Source organism: Bacteroides mediterraneensis (assembly GCF_900128455.1).
Lineage (GTDB): Bacteria > Bacteroidota > Bacteroidia > Bacteroidales > Bacteroidaceae > Phocaeicola > Phocaeicola mediterraneensis.
Genome location: NZ_LT635783.1, coordinates 3731755 through 3754602, shown reverse-complemented (window position 1 = coordinate 3754602; position 22848 = coordinate 3731755). Strand labels below are relative to the sequence as shown.

The window sequence follows — 22848 nt, the reverse complement described above, 5'->3', positions numbered from 1 at the left end:
ACTACCTTTGTGCATCCTCAGGAATATTAAAACAAAAGGAAGCGTATGGGAAGACCGAAGAGATTATATCCGTTGGGCAAATATCGTCTCCGCACACCGAAGGAGTCTGACAAAAATAAAGCCTACCCTATTGAGTTGGAATATACTTGGAATAGGCAAATTATACGTAAGACAACAAATGTCTTTGTTAAGGAAACCGACTGGAATCAGAACGGCAATCAAGGTCGTGGAGAAATTCGTGTCAGTTATGGATCTGAGTACAAACGTCTCAATCAACTGTTGTTGGCACGTGTTGACCGGATTGACTCTATGCTTGCAGAGTATAATGAAAAGCATCCCAATCAAATCACTGCTGACATTATTTCGGGATTCCTTGCAGATAAGCCATTGACGCGCCCAGACCAAGGAAAAGATTTTGTTGAGTTCACATTGGAGCGTCTTTATTCAGAATACTCAAGAAACAAGATTGGCCGTAGTCGATATGAAAACGGTAAAAGCGGAATGAATATATTCCAAACCTTCCTTCGTTCCACGAAACAGGGTACATATCGTGCCGATTCTATCTATGTTGGCGATATCACTCCTGAATTATTGGATGCATATATTTTGTGGCGTAGAGAGATAAAGCAGAATAGTGATGCAACAATCAATCACTCTTTAACACCAATATTAAAAGCATGTGCTTACGCATGTGAGATGGGTATGCTGGAACCTTCTGTTAATGCAAGAATACAGGATATGCGTATTATTACTAAGGTATCTTTGTCGGAAGAGGAGAGTGAATTTGATGGGAAGAGCCTGAATAAAGAACAATTACTTGCTCTATTGGAATACTACAAAACCTGTCCTGAACCACGTAGGAGAGAGTTTTTAGAGATTTTTTTCTTTGCTTTCCATGCTTGTGGACTTCGTGTTGTGGATGTAATGACATTGCAATGGGGGCATATCAACTTTGAGAAGAAAGAGTTGAGAAAAATTATGATTAAGACAAACAAACGCCATGTTATTCCTCTTACAGAGCAAGCTATATCTATCTTAAGACAGTGGCAAGAAAAACGGGAAGGCTGCAAATATGTATTCAATCTTGTGAAAGAAGAATTAGACCTAGATGATGCTGAAGCCCTTTATAAAGCTCGCAATAATGCCACTAAATGCATCAATCAGTCACTTGTGGTAGTGGGCGAACAGATTGGGTTGCCGTTTAATTTGTCAATGCATGTAGCTAGACACTCATTTGCAGTGTTTGCATTAAACAAAGGGTTGTCAATGACTGTAGTAAGTCGCCTTTTAGGGCATGGCAGTACAGATGTTACAGAGAAAGTATATGCCAGATTTCTGCCTGAGACTCTTTCGTCCGAGGTGGCACGTTTAAAAGATGAATTTAAAACTCTAGAAATAATTTGAATGAAGTATGTTGCAGATTATATTTCTTAATATTGGTCTTTGCGTTATTTTGTTGGCAATTGCCTTCGTCTTCAAAAAATATGCAAGAGTAATTCTATGGTCGAGTGCAATTACATTATTCGTAGGCACATTATTACTCGTTGGACTTGGGGTTGTAAACCCTGTCAGCGATAACGAAACTGGCTCATCAGAGTTTTGGGGCACAATTATGTTTCTGATTTCAGCAGCTGCATTAGTCATTGGTGCAGAAATTCTTCGTGAGAAAAATATTAAGAATGTGGAAGAAGTTGTATCTGTTGATGCTGAAATTATTCTTTCTGAAACATTGGATACAGAATTGGCTCGTAAAGTTTTTGCAAAGGCCATAGAAGCTGGTTATATGAAAGAAGATGGCACACACTATATATGGAACGAGTCTAAAGTTCTTTTAGCATATATGTGTGGTCGCATATATTGTGGAGATAAACCAACGGTCTCCAATATTGATGATAGGGAATTTTGGAAATTTGGAAGAACTGCCTTTTTCCCTGATACGGAACTAAATAATTTATTTGATGTTTCAGGATTGGGGCAATCACGTTCAAATAGGAAAGATCTTCCAGTACCAACAAAATCAACAGAGATTGATAAATTTTTCGAGTAGCCACTTGACTACTCTTTTTTGTTTATAATCAGGTGGTTATATTTCAATCCTAATATCAAAATAACTCAATCCTAACATTATTCCTAACGCATTAGTCTAATTCATCCTAACTTTTCACCTCCTAAGGATTCTATACTTTCGCTGCGGTTATGGACGATGTGCACAATCGTACCATGGCAAAATAACCCGGCTTAAAAGTCCGAGTGCGCATCAGGACAGTTGAGCCATAATTTAAATTGTATATGGCTAAAATTAAGAATGTAGAGTCCCTATGTGAACGGGAATTGCTGGAGAAAATTCTCCACACTGTAGAGAAGCATGAAAAGGCTTTGGCTCAACATCAAATGCCCCAAAATCATCTATATGATAATAAGGCACTGATGGCAAAATTGGGTATAAAGGAAAAATATCTGAAGAAATTGCGTGATAATGGCTACCTTGGATATTCACGTCAAGGAGACAAATATTGGTATACTCAAGAAGATGTAGACCGATTCCTGCGCAATTTTCACTATGATGCCTTTGCGGCAAGTGATGAACTACCCCAACGGAGAGGAGGTGGTTATGGTCGATAAGTTGCATTTAACCAATATGCTCCGAGCAAAGGTAGAGTATAATCTTGATGGAGGATTGCCGTTGGATGTTTTCCCTGATAAAATTCAGGAAATTATTCTGAACCTTTCTCGTTATGAAAATTTCAATGTTGAGTATGTGGCATCCATTATTATATCTGCGATGGCGGCTGCCATTGGCAATTCGTACCAAATCAATATCAGGAATGAGTGGAAAGACAGTCCATCTCTTTATATGATGCTTATTGGGCGACCTGGTTTAGGTAAAACTCCTCCTCTTAACTTCCTTTACAAACCTATCAACGATTTGGACGATCGTCTTGACGAGAAATATAGCGAGGAACTTGAGAAATATGAGTGTGCCAAGCAGGCGAACGGAGGAAATGATAAATTGAAAGTGCCCAAGTGGTTGACCAATATTATATCTGACTTCACACCAGAAGCAATGGTAGAGGCTCATTGGCGCAATCCACGAGGGATAGCTATAATTGTAGACGAGATAATTGGGCTATTCAATTTCGCAAAGAGATACAATGGCAATAATAATCTTATTGAACTTCTGCTAACAGCTTATAGTGGTGGTACGATTAAAGTTCTACGCAAGTCCTCATCACGTCATATTCGTGTTAAAACGCCGTGTATTAATGTAATAGGAACGGTACAGACCAACATGCTACATGAGGTGTTCAGAAAAGAGTTCATTGCTAACGGATTCCTTGATAGGTTTATCTTCATTTTTCCAAAAGACAGGAAGATTTCAAGATGGAGAAGAAATGATAATAGTGTTCCTAAACCTGATATAGCAGGGCAATGGGCGACTATTCTCAACAAAGTACTTGAAATTCCCTGCACGATTAATGAAACAAGGAATGTTGCAGAACCAAAAGTTTTGGAAATGACCGAGGAGGCAGAGGTGTATTTTTATGATTGGTATAACAATATCATTGATAATGTTAATAGCATTGATGATGATGCAGATGTGGAGAGTCGCAGCATGAAACTTAATGGCCATGCAGGACGTTTATCGTTGATATTTCAGATAATGAAATGGGCTGTAGGCGAAGGAGATATGCAGCCAGTAAGCCTGTCTTCTGTGAAATCCGCTATTCGTATGGTTGATTACTATGAAGATACTTACCATAGGATACAAGAGATACTTTTGTCTAATACTATCGGTGATGTAAAAGAAGACTGGTTATCTCAGTTGGGTAATACATTCACAGCAAGCGATGCTATCGCTGCTGCGAAAATATATGAAATACCCAGAAGAACCGTATTCTATGCATTAAAGAAACTCTGTCAGGCAAAGCAGCCAATTCTGAAAAAAAACAAGCATGGCGAATATCGAAAAATTCAACACCAAACATCAAATGCATCTTGCACTATTGCACTTTCAACCCAAGTTGAGGAATTACAGACAAAGCATAGTGCAAAAGTGCATAGTGCAAACGAATAAACTTATCTATCCATGAGCAAGTATAGATTTCATTTGCAAAAGTATAGTTTGGGAAGCAAGATTGCTTGCCCTAGTTGTGAGAGACCTCGATGTTTTGTGAAATATGTTGATGAAGAGGGAGTTGTAAGTTTTCCCAATGAGGTTGGGAAATGTGACCATGAAATCAGTTGTGGTTATCATTACACTCCACGTGATTTCTTTCGTGATAATCCCAATGCAAACATCAAGGAAGAACGGTCTAGTGATTATGTACAGCCTGTGAAAAGTACTCATGAAAAAGAAATTATTGTGCCACCCTCTTTTATTCCCTTAGAGTATTTTAATGCGAGTCTTGCTCATTTTGAGAAGAATCCCTTATACAAATACTTATGCAGGGTGTTTGGTGAAGCTGAAGCCCAAAGGGTATTCCATTTATATCATGTTGGTACATCGGCTAAATGGGGAGGTGCGACAGTTTTTTGGCAAATTGATGCTAATGAGCAGGTACGTTCTGGTAAGATTATACTTTATAATTCTGAGACAGGGCATAGGGTTAAAGAACCCCACAGTTATGTAAGCTGGGCGCATCGTGAACTACAACTTAAAGATTTCAATCTGAAGCAATGTCTATTTGGCGAACATCTATTGAAAAGATATCCTGATGCACCGGTCATATTGGTGGAAAGCGAAAAAACGGCTATTGTCATGAGTCACTTCATCCCGAACTATGTTTGGGTGGCAACTGGCGGCATTAATGGATGCTTCAAAGAAGAATTTGTTCATAGTCTTAAAGGTAGGGATGTAACTCTAATTCCTGACTTGGGAGCTACACAATTGTGGAAAGAGAAATCGATAATTCTGACAAGAATCTGTAGCAGAGTTGTAGTCTCGGATATGCTTGAGCAGATAGCAACCGAAGAAGAACGATCTAAAGGACTTGATATTTCTGACTACTATCTATTCTCTCCATCCAAACACCAGATTCTACAAATGATGATTGAGAAGAACCCTCTTTTACAAAATCTCATTGACGCTCTAGGCTTGGAGTTGATAGATGCTCAGCAGATGACAGAATCCACTTAGATTGTACAAAACTAAAATGGTAAAGGAACTTGTTCCAGGAGTTAAAATAAAACCCATAACACAATAAGGACTTTTTGCTTTGCAGCAAGAAACTCCCATTTGTGGTTGGCAAACACAACTCTAAATGAGCAAGCTCAAATGTGTAACTTTTAAAACATTAGATCTATGAATGAAAGTATTAAACAAGCCATGCATTTAGATGCATGCAAATCTTTTGGCGCAGCAGAAGCCAATGAAAACGAAAGAAGATGGGATGATAAGATGATTGATTCTAAGAACAACGATTCTATTAATAACTACGACAAAACCAGAATGAGGCTTAATTTTGAGATTGGCCCCGATGGTAAGATTCACTCTTTGGGCTATCAGGATAAAAGACTTGATGTTCGCTTGCAAGAACGGCTAAATGAACTTGGTTGGCGTCCATTCAAAGCGGATAGTAAGATTCAGCCCAATTGTTGTGCTCGTCTCATCTTTGGTGGCAATCGAGAGCGTACATTGGGAATGGCATTTGGCACTCAGGATCTAAAATTGGATAAAGGTTCGGACAATAGCCATATACATAGATGCAAAGAGGTGGAGCAATGGGCTTTGGATGTATATAATTGGTGTTGCCGTAGGTATGGGAAAGAGAATATCATCGGCTTTCAGGTTCATCTTGATGAAACGTCACCACATATTCATGCACTTATTGTTCCTGTTGGGGTACGTCCTAAAAGTGGCCGTGAATGTGTGATGTGGTCTGCAAAATTCGGAAAGAATAAATATGAGTATGGTTCAATACTCAAGGAAATGCATACCTCACTCTATGAAGAAGTTGGTAGCAAATACGGTTTGGAGAGGGGGGACAGCGTAGAAGGTCGCAATATCCAGCATCTGAATAAGCGAGATTATATCCGTAAACTCGCAAAGGAGCAGAAGAAGATGGAAAAGGCCATCAGAGGATTGCAAACCATGAAAGATAATATCGAGGCTGAAATGAAAATGTTTTCCGATGAATTAAAAATCTTGGAGAAAGATTTGGCTGCAGGACGTGTTGTATTGGCTGAATATCAAAACAAGAAAGCGTGCATTGAGGATTTGATACAAGATTGCCAAGAAAGACTCGATGATAAGGAAACCAAGTTGATGATAAAGCAGCAGGAGTTAGACTCGTTACTGAAAGATATCCAAAACATTCATTCTGTGAATAGACCGTTCAAGAATTACAAGATTGAGTTTAATGCGCCACAGATTACAGAAAAACCGCCAATGTTTGGAACCGATAAGTGGCTGGAACGCCAAAATACAATTATCGAGAAGCAATTTACCGCTATGGGGCGTAAATTGGAAGAACTTTATAGAAATGAAGCTGCTAATCAAGTTGAAGCTGTTCGCCAGAACATTTTGGTGGATATGAAAGAAGTCCATACGTTGAAAGCAGAAAACAAGACTCTTACTGAATGTATGAATTACTGGTCTAATTTGGCATTGAAGACTTTTGACTACCTTTCGATACCATCTTTACGTGATGAATTATGTGCTGTAGCAACAGCTCTTATAGGTGGAGATTATGTAGTTCCATCAGGGGGTGGAGGCGGAGGAAATGAATCAGACTTACGTTGGGATGGTCGCAGACCTGACGAACCTGATTTTGCATTCCAAAGAAGATGCTTCTCACATGCTGTCAAATACATTATGGCTAAATACAGTGTGAAGCAGAATAAGGGACGCGCCCGATAGTTTTTCAAAGACCGCTATCACCAAGAAATATGGTGGTAGCGGCGATTTGATTTTTACAAATAAGGGGAAAAAACATTTTTGCAAAAGAATTATTATAGGAATTGCAGGTTTTAATGGACTTTTAATTATCTTTGCGTTTAAAGCAATAAAAATTACGTCATGAACGACATGAATAGAATAAAAGTAGTTCTTGTAGAAAAGAAGAAAACTAGCAAATGGCTTGCAGAAGTTTTAGGCAAAAACCCTGCAACCATTTCTAAATGGTGCACTAATACATCCCAGCCCGATGTGGCAACACTCCGAGAAATAGCTCGAGTGCTCGATATAGATGTAAAAGAGCTTCTTAACTCTACAAAATAATTCACTATCTTCATATGATAGCAATATATTATGGCAAAAAAGAAAAATAAAGAAGAATCTCTGGTTCCCAAAGACGAGAAAACCCTTAAAATGGAAGGTGTGCAGAATCTGTACAACTTTCTGTTTGAGGCATGCAACATATTGCGTGGTCCTGTGAGTCAAGATAACTTCAAAGATTATATAACACCAATCCTCTATTTTAAGCGTATATCTGATGTATATGACGAAGAGACTCAAACTGCGCTTGAAGAAAGTGGTGGCGATGAGGAGTATGCATCCTTGCCTGAACAACATCGTTTTGTAATTCCAGATGGTTGTCATTGGAGTGATATTCGCGAACGCTCCGAGAATCTTGGTGCTGCAATTGTTGGTGCGATGCGAGGTATAGAGTTAGCAAATCCTGATACACTATACGGCGTGTTGTCGATGTTCAGCGCACAGAAGTGGACCGATAAGAAAAACCTTTCTGATGGTAAGATTCGTGATTTGATAGAGCATCTATCCACCCGTAGATTGGGCAACAATGATTACCCAGCTGATTTGATGGGTGATGCATATGAGATATTGCTGAAGAAATTTGCGGATGACAGTAAGGCTCAAGCTGGAGAGTTCTATACGCCTCGTTCGGTCGTAAGCTTGCTTGTACGCATTCTCGATCCGAAACCAGGTGAGACTGTGTATGACCCAGCATGTGGTAGTGGCGGTATGCTGATTGAGGCGGTACAGCACATGAATCACTCAAGTCTTTGCTGTGGAAGCATATTCGGACAGGAGAAGAACGTTGTCAACTCGGCCATTGCAAAGATGAACTTGTTCTTACATGGCGCCAGTGACTTTAATATTATGCAAGGCGACACACTTCGTTCACCCAAGATTTTGCAGAATGGAGAGATTGCCAAGTTCGATTGCGTTATAGCTAACCCGCCCTTCTCACTTGAGAAATGGGGTTCAGTAGAATGGTCTTCAGATAAATATGGTCGTAATGTTTGGGGAACACCCAGTGATTCGTGTGGAGATTATGCTTGGATTCAGCACATGGTGAAAAGTATGGCATCAGGCAATGGTCGTATGGCGGTTGTTATGCCTCAAGGTGTATTATTTCGTGGAAATGAAGAAGGCCGCATTCGCGAGAAATTGGTAAAGAGCGATTTGGTTGAAGCTGTTGTGACATTAGGCGATAAACTCTTCTATGGCACACCTCTTTCTCCCTGTTTCTTGATATTAAGACGTTTGAAACCGGCTGCACATAGTGCGCGAGTACTGATGATTGATGGCACAAAGATTCTCACCGTAAAGCGTGCACAGAATATACTTTCTCCAGAAGATGTAAATCGTTTATACGAACTCTACACCAATTACGAGGATGTAGAAGACTTTTCTAAAGTGGTGACTCTTGATGATATTGCGGCTAAGGATTATGACCTTTCTCCTAATAAATACGTGGAATATCACAAAGAGGAAATCCGTCCATATGCAGAAGTGCTTGCAGAGTTCAAGGCGGCATACGAGGAGGTAAAGAGATTTGAAGAAGAATTTAGAAAACTGATAAACTTATAACCCTATGGAACAACCTGTAAAATATTATAGAAATCCCGATGAGCCTATTTCATTGGAAGACTTGAAATCGTTCCTTTGGGGAGCAGCCACTCGCCTTCGTGGTCAGATTGATGCTGCTGGTTACAAAGAATATATTTTCCCTTTGCTATTCTTCAAACGAATTTCTGACGTATACGATGAGCAGTTTGAAGGCTATGTTTGCGAAGGCGGTATAGAGTATGCCAATGCTCAAGCTCAAGAATTAGTAATTCGTATTCCCGATGGTGCCCATTGGCGTGATGTACGTGAGTGTACTGAGAATGTTGGCCAGCGTTTGGTCGAAGCCTTTATTGCTATTGAACAAGCCAACCCTGGCGAACATGCCGATGGACGTGTTATCGGAGGCCTGGAAGGTATCTTTGGCCCTAAAGATGGGTGGACCAATAAAGCCAAGATGCCCGACCACATTATCACCTCTTTGATAGAAGATTTCTCACGTTACAATTTGTCGCTTAAAGCGTGTCCAGCAGATGAGATGGGACAGGCATATGAGTATCTTGTGGGCAAGTTTGCCGATGATGCTGGTAATACGGCACAGGAGTTTTACACCAACCGTACCGTTGTGGATTTGATGGCAGAGATACTTCAACCTCGTCCGGGCGAAAGCATCTATGACCCTACTTGTGGTTCGGGTGGTATGCTTGTAAAATGTTTGGACTTTCTTCGCAAAAAGGGTGAACCATGGCAAGGAGTAAAGGTTTTTGGGCAAGAGATTAATGCACTTACCAGTGCTATTGCTCGAATGAATCTTTATCTAAATGGCGTTGAAGACTTTTCTATTGTCAGAGAAGATACCTTAGCATACCCCGCCTTTGTCGATGGAAGCAAATTGCGTAAGTTTGATATCGTATTAGCAAATCCGCCATACTCTATAAAGACATGGGATCGTGAGGCTTTTATAAACGACAAATGGGGACGCAATTTCTTAGGAACACCGCCTCAGTCTAAAGCAGACTATGCCTTCATACAGCATATTTTATCATCTATGAATGATCATGGAAGATGTGCTATTCTATTGCCTCATGGTGTTCTTAATAGACTTATAGAGAAAGATATACGTCAAAAGCTCATTCAGAACGATCTTATTGATGCCGTTATTAGTATTGGGAAAAATTTATTTTTTAATTCACCAATGGAGGCCTGTATTCTTATTTGTCGATCAAATAAACCAACTGATAGGAAAAATAAAATTCTTTTAATAAAGGCTACCGATTTAGTGGAACGGAAAAATACTGAAAGTTATTTAACCAATGAGCATATTTCAATAATAACGAGTATTTATACCCGATATACCAATATTGACGGACGTTCAAAGATTATTAACAATAATGAAATCCCTGATAACAAGTATAGCATTTCACCAAAATTCTATGTAAAATCCAACGATCCAAAAGATATTGAAGATATTTCTGAACTTTTAGAAAATTGGAAGTCAAACTCAGAGTCTTTACACGAGTCATTTACCAATTTAATAGATTTATTATGAGCATAGTCAAGTTTTCTGAGGTTGCACACCGAGCATATACAAGAGAAGATAGATTCAATACTGAGAAAATCTATTATGTAGGTGGTGAACATATAGATTCATGTGAGTTATATGTTACAAAGAAGGGTGTAATAAAAGGTTCAACAATTGGACCAATGTTCTATTGCGGCTTTACTGCAGGGCAAATTCTATTTGTTACACGAAATCCTCATTTAAAGAAGTGTAGTATTGCTGATTTTGATGGAATCTGTTCAGAAAAGACCTTTGTAATAGAAACTAAAGATGAAAGTATTCTCACACAAGAATATTTAGCAATAATTATGCAAAGTGATGATTTTTGGAATTATTGTGAAGAAAATAAAAGTGGTGGTGTTAATTACTTTCTAAACTGGAGTACTCTTGCTGATTACGAATTCGAGTTGCCTCCAATTAAGCAGCAATTAGAAATTGCCCAAAAAGTGATGTCAGCTTATCGCCTAAAACAATCATATAAGAAGCTTCTTAATGCTACTCGAGAAATGGTGAAATCGCAATTTATCGAGATGTTCAAAGAGAAGGGGTATCCTTTGAGAATGCTAAAATCGTTTGCTGATGTATCCACTGGAGGTACGCCTTCTAAGGCAAATCTTGAATATTGGAATGGAGATAAGCCATGGGTATCTGCAGAGGACATGAAAAATAAGTATGTATATGACACTTGCGAGAAGGTCACAGAAGCCGGATATGCTACATGCAAGATTATCCCAGTAGATACCTTGATGTATGTATGTCGAGGTAGTATCGGAGTAATGGCAATCAATAAGATAGAATGTGCAACCAATCAGTCTATATGTAGAGCAAAGTGCCACGATAACGTATGTAACGTAGAGTTTCTTTATCATGCTTTAATGTATCAAGAAGACAACATTAAGAAAATGGGGACTGGCACATCATTCAAATCATTGAATCAAACTTCATTCTCTGAATTGAAAATAGAATTGCCCCCTTACAATGAACAGATGAAGTTTGTAAGCATTGCTCAACAGGCCGATAAATCAGAATTTGAATTACGCAAATCGATTGACGCAATAGACCAAGTAATAAAGAGTTTGATAAACAACTAATATATATCACTATGATATCAAAAGAAGAAGTACGTGAGCTGTTGAAGAGCACTGAGACATATAGAATAGAGCGTACCACATCTACCGGAGATATGGATAAGTTTCAAGAAGCAATATGTGCTTTCTCAAACGATTTACCTAATTCCAAGAAGAATGGGTATCTGATTCTTGGTGCGTATGATAATGGAACTTTATCGGGGTTGAAAGTTGATGATGATTTACTAAAAAAGATTTCAGCCATACGTTCAAATGGTAATATATTGCCTCTTCCTATTATGTCGGTGGAAAGATTTGAATATGAGGATGGAGATTTGCTTGTTGCAGAAGTTTCACCTTCGTTGGTTCCACCTGTACGATATCGCGGTAGGACATTTGTTCGTATTGGTCCTCGCAGGGATATTGCCAGTGAAGCGGAAGAACGAATTTTGTTTGAACGTAGAACTTCATATATGGCAACATTTGATGCCACTCCTTGTTTTGGCGCAACCATAAAAGATATTGATACGGAGTTCATCAAAAGAGAATATCTTCCTCAGATAATTGACCACGAAGTATTGGCTAGCGATAGCCGTAATATCAAGGAACAGTTGGCGGCAATTCATTTGTATGATCTTACACATGAATGTCCTACAAATGCTGCAATGATTCTTTTTGGTAAAGACCCTCAGTATTATATGCATGGGTGCTATGTACAATACGTTCATTTTGCAGGTAAAGACCGTGGTAGTGAAATCGTTAATGAACGACAGATTAAAGGAAGTCTTAGTAAAATGCTACCGCAATTGGAAAACTTTGTTAGGGATGCTGTGGTGACTTCTCGCCCTATGCCTATTAGCATGCTGCGTGAGAAGAATGTGTTGAATTATCCTGACTTGGCTCTTAGAGAGTTGTTGATGAATGCATGTATGCATAGGGATTACCAGTCCAATATGCCAATTCGACTTTATCAATATGAGGATCGTATTGAGATTCTTAATGCTGGAGGATTGTATGGTGAGGCTCGTCCTGAGAACTTCCCAACGGTAAATGATTATCGTAATCCAATTGTTGCAGAGGCTATGCGTGGATTGAAGTACGTTAACATGTTCAATCGTGGAATTCAGCGTGTAAAGAACTTATTGCAAGAGAATGGAAATCCCGAACCAGTGTTCAATGTGGATAAGATTACAGCTTTTGAGGTTATAGTGAGGCCTTCTTTATCACTTAACTTGGTCACCGATGAGGAAAATGTGACTAAGTCAGTGACTAAGTTAAGTGACACACTTAATGATATAATTGATTTTTGTTCTACTCCTCGAAGTATGGCTGAAATCATGGAGCATCTTGGTCTTAAACACAGATATAATGTAAAGCATCGCTATATTGACCCACTTATAGAGGGAGGATTCTTGGTAATGACTATTCCCGAGAAACCTAATAGTCGGAGCCAAAAATACAAACGAGCATTGACTTAGTCACTTTACTTGGTCACTCATGAGTGACTAAGTTCATATTATTGTAGTGCATGAATAATTAGTCGCGCGTTAATTGACGAACCTTTATAATATAGTAAGATTATGGTTAAGAACTTGATTAACGAAATAGAACAGGCTATGCTCGGTTCATTGAATAATGAGCAGTTGGCCCAGTTGCGTAAGGTGCTTGATTACACCTTCCGTAACATTGTCGTGACTGAAAAAGATTCTGTCAATGCAGAAAGTAATAATCAGATTTTGGTAGAGAATTTTATCTCAGCCAAGAAAGTTGAAGGATGTTCTCCTAATTCAATCGCCTATTATCGCAGTACTATAAATAATGCATTGATTAAGTTGGGTAAAGAGGTTATCCACATAACTACTGATGATTTACGGCATTATTTAAATACATATCAAAGCGAGAGTGGCGCGAGCAAGGTAACGGTAGATAATATTCGACGCATACTATCCAGTTTCTTTTCTTGGTTAGAAGAAGAAAACTATATAGTAAAGAGTCCTGTACGAAGAATCCATAAAGTAAAAGTGGGTAAAACCGTAAAGGAAACATATACTGATGAATCTCTTGAATTGATGCGGGACCATTGCTCAAATCCGCGTGATTTGGCATTGATAGATCTATTGGCATCAACAGGAATGCGTGTTGGAGAATTGGTTAAGCTCAATCGCTCAGATATAGACTACCATAACAGGGAGTGTATTGTTACCGGCAAAGGTGATAAGCAGCGTAAGGTATATTTCGATGCTCGTACAAAGATTCATTTGCAGAAATACATAAACAGCCGTACTGACAACAATGAAGCGTTGTTTGTCTCACTCCTGGCTCCTTATGATAGATTGCAGATTAGCGGAGTGGAGATTAGACTGCGCCAGATGGGGAAAGATTTGAATATTCCAAAAGTGCATCCACATAAATTCCGTAGAACATTGGCAACAATGGCAATAGATAAGGGCATGCCTATTGAGCAAGTCCAGCACCTACTCGGTCATCAGAGTCTCGATACGACATTGCAATATGCAATGGTGAATCAGAATAATGTGAAATTGTCTCATCATAAATTCATTGGTTAGTATGTCGCAATTTATCGAGATGTTTGGAAATCAGAATACTAATGACAAGGGTTGGACAGAATCATTAGTAAAAGATGAATTTAAGCTATCGATGGGTAAGACTCCAGCACGCAATAATCCTGAGTGTTGGGATAATGGAACCCACAAATGGGTTTCTATATCCGACATGTCTTCATACACGCGTTATACAGGAGATACTAGCGAATACATTACAGACTATGCAATAGCTGATTCAGGAATCAAAGCAGTGCCCAAAGGTACGATTATAATGAGTTTTAAGCTCTCTATAGGAAGAACTGCTATTACCTCAGAAGATCTATATACCAACGAGGCAATAATGGCTTTTGCTGGTTTTGATGAGAAGAAATTCAATATCGACTTCCTGCATTTTCTTATTGCAAACAAGAACTGGTTACTAGGTGCAAAGCAAGCAGTAAAAGGCCAGACACTTAACAAGGAGTCTATTGGAAATGCGAAGATCATTATTCCTCCAATTGAGGCTCAAGAAGAGTTTGCCAGCATTTACAATCAGGCTGATAAATCAGAATTTGTTGGTTGCAAATCGCAATTTATCGAGATGTTTGGTAATCCTGTTACGAATACAAAAGGTTGGAAGACTGCTAAGATTAAAGATGTCGCCCCGGAAATGCCTTCTAAAGAGCAACTATCTGGCAAAATCTGGCTATTGAATCTTGATATGATAGAATCAAATACTGGTAGGATAATAGAGAAGGTCTATGAAGATGTTGAGAATGCTTTATCTGTTCAATCCTTTGATGAAGGGAATGTACTATTCTCAAAATTAAGGCCTTATTTAAACAAGGTTGTGATACCAGATGAGCCTGGAATGGCAACGACAGAACTGGTTCCATTACGTCCAGAGCCTAGTAAATTGCATAAAGTATTTTTGAGTCATCTGTTGCGGGGTAATCAGTTCGTTAATTATGCAAATGATATAGCTGGAGGTACTAAAATGCCACGAATGCCGCTCACTGAGTTAAGAAACTTTGATTGTATCTTACCGCCAATGGACAAACAACTTGAATTCGTTTTCATAGCAGAACAGGTCGATAAATCAGAATATTACAATTAGAAACAAAAATATAATAACATATGGCATACTTTAACGAAGAAAATACAGTTGAGCAAATGCTCATTAATGCAGCAGGACAATGCGGTTGGATATATGTGGAACCGCAGTTTGTTCCGAGACTTCCTGATGAAGTTCTTGTTGTAGAATGGCTCATGGAGGCACTGCTGGCATTGAATCCTATTACTCCTGAACAAGCAGAACAGGTTATATATAAGCTTCGAGCTTGTATTACAAGTGGCGGAGCTTCTGATGAACTAATCACAGCTAATGATAAGTTCCGCAAGTTACTATTTGAAGAAAACTCATACCCATTTGGTGATAATGGCGATAATATCAACATTCGTTTCTTTGCAGGCAAGGATGATGAATATAAGAATCGTTGCATAGTAACTAATCAGTGGGAGTATCCGAGAAAGAGTAAGGAGGGAGGCAAGCGTTTAGACCTTGTATATGTCATCAATGGTATACCTATGGTTATCGGTGAAGCAAAGACTCCTGTTAAGGCATCTGTAACATGGGCTGATGGTGCTACTGATATTATGCATTACCAGAAGAGTATCCCTGAAATGTTTGTTCCGAATATTCTAACCTTTGCAAGTGAAGGTAGAGAACTTCAATATGCTGGTATTGGATGCCCTATTGACAAATGGGGCCCATGGTTTGCCGATGAGGAACGTAAGCATGGTACATTGGAGGATGTTGAGCATAACTATGTATCATTGATGACTCCTGAAAGACTATTGGATATATATCGTTTCTATTCTGTTTTCACAGGAACCTCAGGAGGCAGAAAAATTAAAATTGTATGTCGTTACCAACAATATTGGGGTGGCGAAGCTATTGTTCAACGTGTTCTGTCAACATATATAAATGGCTCTGGCCCTCGTAAAGGTTTGATTTGGCATTTCCAAGGTTCTGGTAAGTCGTGGTTGATGGTATTTGCGGCTCAAAAACTTCGTCGTCAGGAAGTGCTAAAAGCGCCAACAGTAGTGATTGTGGACGATAGAATTGATTTGGAAGACCAGATTACTGGTGATTTCACTCGTGCAGAGATACCTAACATTGATAGTATATCATCAAAACAAGAACTGGAGGAAAAGATCCATCAAAGAAAGATCTTGATAACCACCATCTTTAAGTTTGGTGATTTGAATGATGGTGAGGTAATTGATGAACGTGATAATATCATCCTCTTGATGGACGAAGCTCATAGAACACAAGAAGGAGACCTCGGTAAAAAGATGCGCACAGCACTGCCAAATGCATTCTTCTTTGGATTAACTGGTACACCTATTAACCGTAATGACCATAATACATTTGCATGTTTTGGTGCCGAGGAGGATAAATATGGATACATATCAAAATATACATTCCAAAATTCAGTAGCAGATGGGGCAACTCTTGAACTTAATTTCAAGACCGTTCCAGTCGAGATGCACTTGGACGATGCTAAATTGCAAAAGGAGTTTGACGAACTTACCGACCAGATTAGCGAAGAAGACAAGAATGAATTGGTAAGAAGAACAAGTGTTGATGCATTCTTTACTGCAGAAAAAAGAATCAATGACGTTTGTAAGTATATTGTCTCTCATTTCAGAGAGTATGTGGAACCAACAGGCATGAAAGCTCAGGTTGTTGTTTACAATAGAGAATGTTGCGTCAAATATAAAAAGGCTTTGGATGCTCTTCTTGGCACAGATGACCAAACAACAATTATAATGCATACTGCTGGAGATAAAGCAGATGAATATAAGGCATATAAGCGTAGTCGCGATGAGGAAAAGAAGTTGCTTGATCAGTTCAGAGACCCATTGTCTCCGCTAAAATTTGTGATCGTAACAAGCAAACTACTAACAGGTTTTGACGCACCTATACTCCAGTGTATGTATTTGGACAAACCAATGAAGAATCATACTTTGTTGCAGGCTATTTGCAGAACCAATCGTACCTACAATGAGAATAAGAAATGTGGATTGATTGTTGATTTTGTTGGTGTATTTGAGGATGTTGCAAAGAGTCTTGCTTTTGATGAAGAGACAGTTAAGACCATTGTTCAGAATATCGATGAAATCAAAAGTCTTATACCTACATTCATGCAACAATGTATTGAGTTCTTCCCTGGCGTTGATAGAACTATTGGTGGATGGGAGGGGCTTACTGCTGCTCAACAATGCTTGAAAGATGATGGTGTGAAGACAAACTTTGGCCGCCACTTTGCCCGTCTCAATAAAGCGTGGGAGATAGTTTCTCCCGATGCTTGTTTGGCCGAATACCAAAATGATTATACTTGGTTGGCTCAAGTGTATCAAAGTGTGCGTCCTGTAAGTGGTGGTAATCTTATCTGGACTTTGCTTGGAGCTAAGACCATAGAGATTATACATCGCAACATTGAAACTATTGACATTGGTACTCCACTAGAGGATTTGGTAGTTGATGCCGATGTGATAGATGCAGTCCTTGAAGATGAAAAAGCACGTGAGAAGAAGATTGTTGAAGTAGAGAAAATACTTCGATTGAGATTGGGCGAGCACAAAGGTGATCCTAACTTCAAGAAATTTGCAGAGAAATTGGATGAACTCCGAGAACGAATGGAACAAAACCTGATCAGCAGTATTGATTTCTTGAAACAACTTCTTGCATTAGCAAAAGACTTGCTTGAAGAAGAAAAGAAAAAGGATGAACCTCAGGATAAACGTGCTCAAGCTCGTGCCGCCTTAACAGACCTTTTCCAAAGTATAAAGACCGAAGACACACCTATTATCGTTGAACAAGTTGTAAATGATATAGATAATGAAGTGGTTAACATTGTACGTCAATTTAATGATGCTTTCCAAAGTGTAACAGCCCGCAGAGAAATCAAAAAGAAACTACGTGCTATCCTCTGGGTTAAGTATCAGATAAAAGACAATGATGTATTTGAACGTGCATACCAATATATTGAGATGTACTATTAGTGTTTTGTTCAATCTGTTGTACAATGGCACAATATAAGCAATCTGAAATCACAAATGTATTTTGGGCATCGAACGATGGCTTCAAAGGTGGGCGTGACCCATTGGGAATCCAGAATAGTTCAATTGCAACCTATAGCAAATTGTTACCTGGGCTCACCAATCTAACCCGTCACATCCGCTATTACAGCCTTTATTGTTGGCTACTTAGTGAATATGACAAACTTGAAGTTGCTGGTCAAATATCTCTGCATCAATATAATTTTATACGTCGTGCAGAGTTGGCAATGGCACTAATTATGAAGGAACAGAATGTTGGTTCTGTGGTTGGAGCTTTGTTTGTTTCACAAGGTAGATATAAGCAAATAGAGGATGGTATTTATGATATTGCAGATGGTGCTGATTATGAATCTAAAGATAAGTACTGGACATTCAAGAGTGGAGCTTTTGGCCAGTACTATCTTGGTTCTCTTATTTATTATGAACTTGTAAAAATTGAAGAAGGCAGATTTTATCTTCGTAACAAAGGAAAAGAGTTAGCTGATGCTGTCAGAAATAGTATTGATGAAAACATCCGGAAATTATTTCTTAAATGTATTCTGGATGGAAGTCTTAAAGAAGAAGCAATAGAAGACTTACAATCTTTAGCAATACATCGCATAATTGTAGGCTCTGAGGAATGGCTGTTCTTAAATAATTTGCTTACGAAAAGTGACGAGGACTCTTCCTTGCGAAGAGAAACAATCTATTTGCTCCTAAATGATATTTCAAATGGTGTAGAGATTCAGGAGTTCGTAAAGAATCGTTTTTTGCATATAACTGAAGACGGTAATTTACAGGCCGCATTTGGGTGGTATTTCTATTATTTATGTGAAGGTTTGCATTATAGTATTGACTTGCTCTTTTGTTTAATACTCTACAAAACTCATGAATTACACAATCCTCCAATAGCACTACTTTCTCAAGATATTAAACAATCTTTATTGTCGGTTATAGAGAAAGAGATGAATTATAACTCTCTTGACGAATGGAGGAAAAATGTGAGTGATAATATAAATATAATCTATGATGAATTAAGGGATTACGTCAGTAAACAAGATTATATTTCTGCAGCAGCACATGCAATAAGACTCATGTTGAGACTTTATACTGAATTTGAGAATAACACAAAAGATATAGAGGAGTTTGAAGGGGAAAATGACTTGAAACGTCAGCGAGGTATACTCAGTGAAGGGTTAAGATCTTATGTGGAGCGTTATCTGTCATTCTCTATATCCGGTTTTATAGAATCTCTGATAGTGCAAATAATGCAGGAGCATACTGTGGTCGCCATTGCTAAAATGGGAAAGAATAATTCAGACCTAAGAAAGTTTATTCTTGAGGATGGACGGATTGTTTTAATAGAGCAGCGGTATCCAGTTGAAACATCGCCACGTATTGATTCTCTATTTAATTTTTTACAAGACATGGGTTATCTTGATGAAGATAATACACTAACTGAGATAGCATCACAATTCATTGAGAATTATGGAAAAGAATGAGCATGCAATATTATTGGATATTCCTAGCGGCGGCAAAAATGGCAAATATCATTCAGCTGTATTGACTACTTATGCCATAGATTTGATACATTTCGATAATCAATTATTGAACATGCTTCATCGTAAGCAAGTATGTAGCATAAATGTGTTTGCCGATACCAATCAAATGGATAAATCTATGGAATATGTATCTCCTATTTATATGAGACATATTGGTAAGGAGTACTCCATTACATCTATAAGTGCTGTCGGAGCTTTTCATCCTAAGATTAATTTCTTTGTAGGAGATGACGCTGTATTGGTTGTGTTTGGTACTGGTAATCTAACAGTTACAGGACATGGAAAAAATCATGAGGCATTTACAGGTTTTATGATAGATGAGACTGATACGACGCATCGTCCTCTCATTGAAGAATGTTGGCAGTATCTCTGCCGATTTACAAAGCAATGTAACGACTATGATCATAATAGAATTCTTCGTGAGATTCCTGAAAATTGTACATTTTTAGATTCCTCTTTCAATATTGTGCCTCATAGTATGTGCAAGGTACAAGAAGGGTTAAATGCTGCTTTACTGTATAATGATTCTCAGTCTGGGATTTTACAACAAATTTCAAATTTAGTGCCATTAAATGAGGTGCAGACTATAACACTTCTCAGTCCATATTTTGATGAATGTGGAGAATCATTGATTACATTATCCCAACTTTGTCCGAACTCAACGGTGAATGTTTTGATTCACCAAGATTGTGCTTTGCCACCAAGCGGAATGCTTCCAAATAGTAGTATTCATTTTTATGATTTCAGCGAAACAAAAAGGGGTGAAATAGCTTTTAAAACATATGAACGTCAATTGCATGCAAAGGTTTTGCACTTTAAGACTAATGATGCTGAATATTGTATGGTTGGCAGTGCAAATGCAACATTAGCCGGACTTGGAACAATAACTCACAGAGGCATAAATGAAGAGTTTGGAGTCTTGTATCATTCGACAAAGCAAGATTTTCTATCTACACTTGGTCTGAAAACCAAGAAAAGAATAGATGTGCCAACTAATAGATCCAAACATTCTAATGAAGCTCCTTCTGAAACTGGAAGACGATTAAGACTATTATCCGCTTATTACGAATCAGGTAAATTAAATGTCTATAGCAATGAGGAGATTCCTGATGGAGTACTACTGTCTATCGACAATGGAATTGAGACTCTTGTAAGTGAACTTAAACATGATAAAGGCAATAGATATAGTACTGATATAAAGTTAGCAAAAACTCAATATACATGTTATTTAGTGGATAAAGACAAGAAATCTATATCTAATAAGCTGTTCGTCAATTGGACTGAGTTCTTAGCCACAACAAATCCGTCGAAAATGAGTCGTAATCTTAATAGATTCATTTCTCGTATTGAGAATGAAGGATATGATGGTATGGAGGTTGCTGATATGCTATCTGATGTAATGTGGGACTTAGTTAATGATGCTGGTGAAAAAGTTTCTCCAAAGATTAAAGTTTCATCAGAAGATAAAAGGCAATCTGATTTATCTTTGCCCGAAATAAAATACAATTCGGAATATGACAATGACGATGCAAAGAGTAGCAGGATTTTCCAAATAGATCGTACATCAAGACTGATTGAATGTATTGAGGAGAGTATTAGAAAAAAGATTCGTTCGATAGATGATGCGATCATTGATGAAGAGGAAGAAGGCTCGGCAGAAACAAGCAATAATAGAGAAATAGAAGAACAGGAGGATATCTTCCTCAGCAAGCAACTGTTAAAAGGTTATGGTGAATTATCAACATCTTTGTTAATGAAATATCAGAAGATGATAAGTAAGCGATACGAGCAGGTAAAAGCTACAGGTGATGGCGTTATAACTAGAGATGACTTAAACTTCTTTTCTCTGTCTATGTTTGCTGCAATGGAGATATGTTATCTTAATAAATTTCGTTATAAATTTGACCAAATACCCTATTCATCAAGAAACTTTTCTCAGAAACAGTTTTATGATAGTTTGGAAAGGAGCATAAGTAACGTTGGTCTTGACTCATTGGAAAAATTTGTAAAGTTTTGCAATACAATGAAACTTCCAGCACAAAGAGATGAGAATTTCAATAAAGTTTCGTCTCGTTCTATGAAATATGCAATATTATATGGGACCTTATTTAATAGACTTTCTCACATTGAAACTATACGCATATTGGGTAAACGCTTGCAAAAAGCAGTAGATAGCCTGGCTGTGCTATTCGGTAAACCTTCGTTTGAAACTCTGACAAAAGAGCTTGAACCTTTATCAGAAAGGTATGACTATGTATTTCGCATGAATCATGTTGAAAATATGATTAGAAGTCTTAGCTGATAATTTCGTTCGTTGGAACGAACAAACTACTATTAAATAAGGGAAAGAAAAAACATGGGCAATGATTTTTCCTTGTGTATAGCAAAAAGTTGTGCTTGTTTTCATTTGTTTGTCAAAAAACACATATCTTTGCCATTGATAGCCTCAGATGGCGTGGTTTGTTTGGCTAAAAATCATTCTTTGAAATATAATTGATTGATAATCAAATGAGACACAACTCTTCAACGAGGAAGAATATTAAACAAAAGATAGCCAGAAAGAACTTTCTGTAAATCCAGACAATATCAAAGACATGTGGAAAGTCGGATATTGTCTGGATTTTTTGTCTCAACAAACGTTATAAATGACTACCCTTCCTAATTTGTTTCATTCAAAATTTGTTCTTATTACAGAAGATGCTATTTTTGCACACGGAGAATAGTATGTAATCAATAACCCTCATTATTAGTGTGATTTATGAAAAGAATATTGTTGATGCTCTTGACAGCGGCCTTGCTTACTCCGGCTTGTGGAAGTAACGCCGCAAAAGACCCTCAGTCAAAGGCACAGGAGAGTACAGCGGAACAGAGCAACGTGACTCACCTGACTAAAGCCGAGTTTCTGACCAAGGTGTATAATTACGAGAAAAATCCTAAGGAATGGAAATACGAAGGCAAGCTGCCGGCTATCGTGGATTTCTATGCCACTTGGTGCGGCCCTTGTAAGATGGTGGCTCCGATACTGGAGGAACTGGCAGGAGAATACAAAGGCAAGATTGTGGTGTATAAGATCGATACAGACAAGGAGCCGGAACTTTCCGCCGCTTTCGGTATCCGCAGCATTCCGACCTTGCTGTTTATTCCGGCAGAAGGCACGCCGCAGGTGTCTCAGGGTGCCATGCCGAAGGATGCCTTGAAGAAGGCCATCGATGAGTTCCTGTTGGGAAACAAGAAATAAATTTCTGGTGTGGGAAAA

Annotated in this window: 17 protein-coding genes; all 17 read left to right on the top strand. The window is 38.4% G+C overall.

What is annotated here, in order from left to right:
* The first annotated feature begins 45 nt into the window (after nt 1-45).
* The 17 genes from BQ7480_RS16030 (at nt 46) to trxA (ending at nt 22830) form a co-directional block, all read left to right on the top strand.
* Nucleotides 46-1404, top strand: coding sequence for a tyrosine-type recombinase/integrase (locus BQ7480_RS16030; RefSeq protein ID WP_005675352.1), 1359 nt, complete (start codon nt 46-48; stop codon nt 1402-1404).
* A gap of 7 nt (nt 1405-1411) precedes the next feature.
* Nucleotides 1412-2047, top strand: coding sequence for a hypothetical protein (locus BQ7480_RS16025; RefSeq protein ID WP_005675354.1), 636 nt, complete (start codon nt 1412-1414; stop codon nt 2045-2047).
* 242 nt (nt 2048-2289) lie between these two features.
* Nucleotides 2290-2622, top strand: coding sequence for a helix-turn-helix domain-containing protein (locus BQ7480_RS16020; protein WP_005675356.1), 333 nt, complete (start codon nt 2290-2292; stop codon nt 2620-2622).
* Nucleotides 2612-4075, top strand: coding sequence for a DUF3987 domain-containing protein (locus tag BQ7480_RS16015; RefSeq protein WP_005675357.1), 1464 nt, complete (start codon nt 2612-2614; stop codon nt 4073-4075). Before BQ7480_RS16020 ends, BQ7480_RS16015 begins: the two co-directional genes overlap by 11 nt.
* A gap of 12 nt (nt 4076-4087) precedes the next feature.
* Nucleotides 4088-5137, top strand: coding sequence for a DUF6371 domain-containing protein (locus BQ7480_RS16010; protein WP_005675358.1), 1050 nt, complete (start codon nt 4088-4090; stop codon nt 5135-5137).
* A gap of 165 nt (nt 5138-5302) precedes the next feature.
* On the top strand, nt 5303-6859 hold the full coding sequence (gene mobV / locus BQ7480_RS16005; protein WP_005675359.1) for a MobV family relaxase: 1557 nt from the start codon (nt 5303-5305) through the stop codon (nt 6857-6859).
* A 159-nt stretch (nt 6860-7018) separates the two neighbouring features.
* On the top strand, nt 7019-7219 hold the full coding sequence (locus tag BQ7480_RS16000) for a helix-turn-helix transcriptional regulator (RefSeq protein WP_005675360.1): 201 nt from the start codon (nt 7019-7021) through the stop codon (nt 7217-7219).
* Nucleotides 7220-7309: 90 nt separating this feature from the next.
* On the top strand, nt 7310-8776 hold the full coding sequence (locus BQ7480_RS15995) for a type I restriction-modification system subunit M (RefSeq protein ID WP_117917816.1): 1467 nt from the start codon (nt 7310-7312) through the stop codon (nt 8774-8776).
* 4 nt (nt 8777-8780) lie between these two features.
* Entirely contained in the window at nt 8781-10301 is a 1521-nt protein-coding gene (locus tag BQ7480_RS15990) for a type I restriction-modification system subunit M (RefSeq protein ID WP_005675362.1), read from the top strand.
* Nucleotides 10298-11404 (top strand): restriction endonuclease subunit S, encoded by a 1107-nt coding sequence (locus BQ7480_RS15985; protein WP_072543624.1) that lies wholly within the window; start codon nt 10298-10300, stop codon nt 11402-11404. Before BQ7480_RS15990 ends, BQ7480_RS15985 begins: the two co-directional genes overlap by 4 nt.
* Before the next feature lie 11 nt (nt 11405-11415).
* Nucleotides 11416-12858 (top strand): Fic family protein, encoded by a 1443-nt coding sequence (locus BQ7480_RS15980; protein WP_005675364.1) that lies wholly within the window; start codon nt 11416-11418, stop codon nt 12856-12858.
* A gap of 102 nt (nt 12859-12960) precedes the next feature.
* Nucleotides 12961-13947, top strand: coding sequence for a site-specific tyrosine recombinase/integron integrase (gene xerA, locus BQ7480_RS15975; protein ID WP_005675365.1), 987 nt, complete (start codon nt 12961-12963; stop codon nt 13945-13947).
* A gap of 1 nt (nt 13948) precedes the next feature.
* Nucleotides 13949-15040: a restriction endonuclease subunit S gene (locus tag BQ7480_RS17630; RefSeq protein WP_083581854.1), complete on the top strand. Its 1092-nt coding sequence runs from the start codon at nt 13949-13951 to the stop codon at nt 15038-15040.
* A gap of 20 nt (nt 15041-15060) precedes the next feature.
* Nucleotides 15061-17994 carry a type I restriction endonuclease subunit R gene (locus tag BQ7480_RS15960; RefSeq protein WP_005675367.1) on the top strand — a complete coding sequence of 978 codons (2934 nt, stop codon included), beginning with the start codon at nt 15061-15063 and terminating at the stop codon, nt 17992-17994.
* Nucleotides 17995-18017: 23 nt separating this feature from the next.
* Entirely contained in the window at nt 18018-19532 is a 1515-nt protein-coding gene (locus tag BQ7480_RS15955; RefSeq protein WP_005675368.1) for a hypothetical protein, read from the top strand.
* Nucleotides 19519-21894: a phospholipase D-like domain-containing protein gene (locus tag BQ7480_RS15950; protein ID WP_005675369.1), complete on the top strand. Its 2376-nt coding sequence runs from the start codon at nt 19519-19521 to the stop codon at nt 21892-21894. Before BQ7480_RS15955 ends, BQ7480_RS15950 begins: the two co-directional genes overlap by 14 nt.
* Before the next feature lie 456 nt (nt 21895-22350).
* Nucleotides 22351-22830, top strand: coding sequence for a thioredoxin (trxA, locus tag BQ7480_RS15945; protein WP_072543623.1), 480 nt, complete (start codon nt 22351-22353; stop codon nt 22828-22830).
* The last annotated feature ends 18 nt before the right edge of the window (nt 22831-22848 follow it).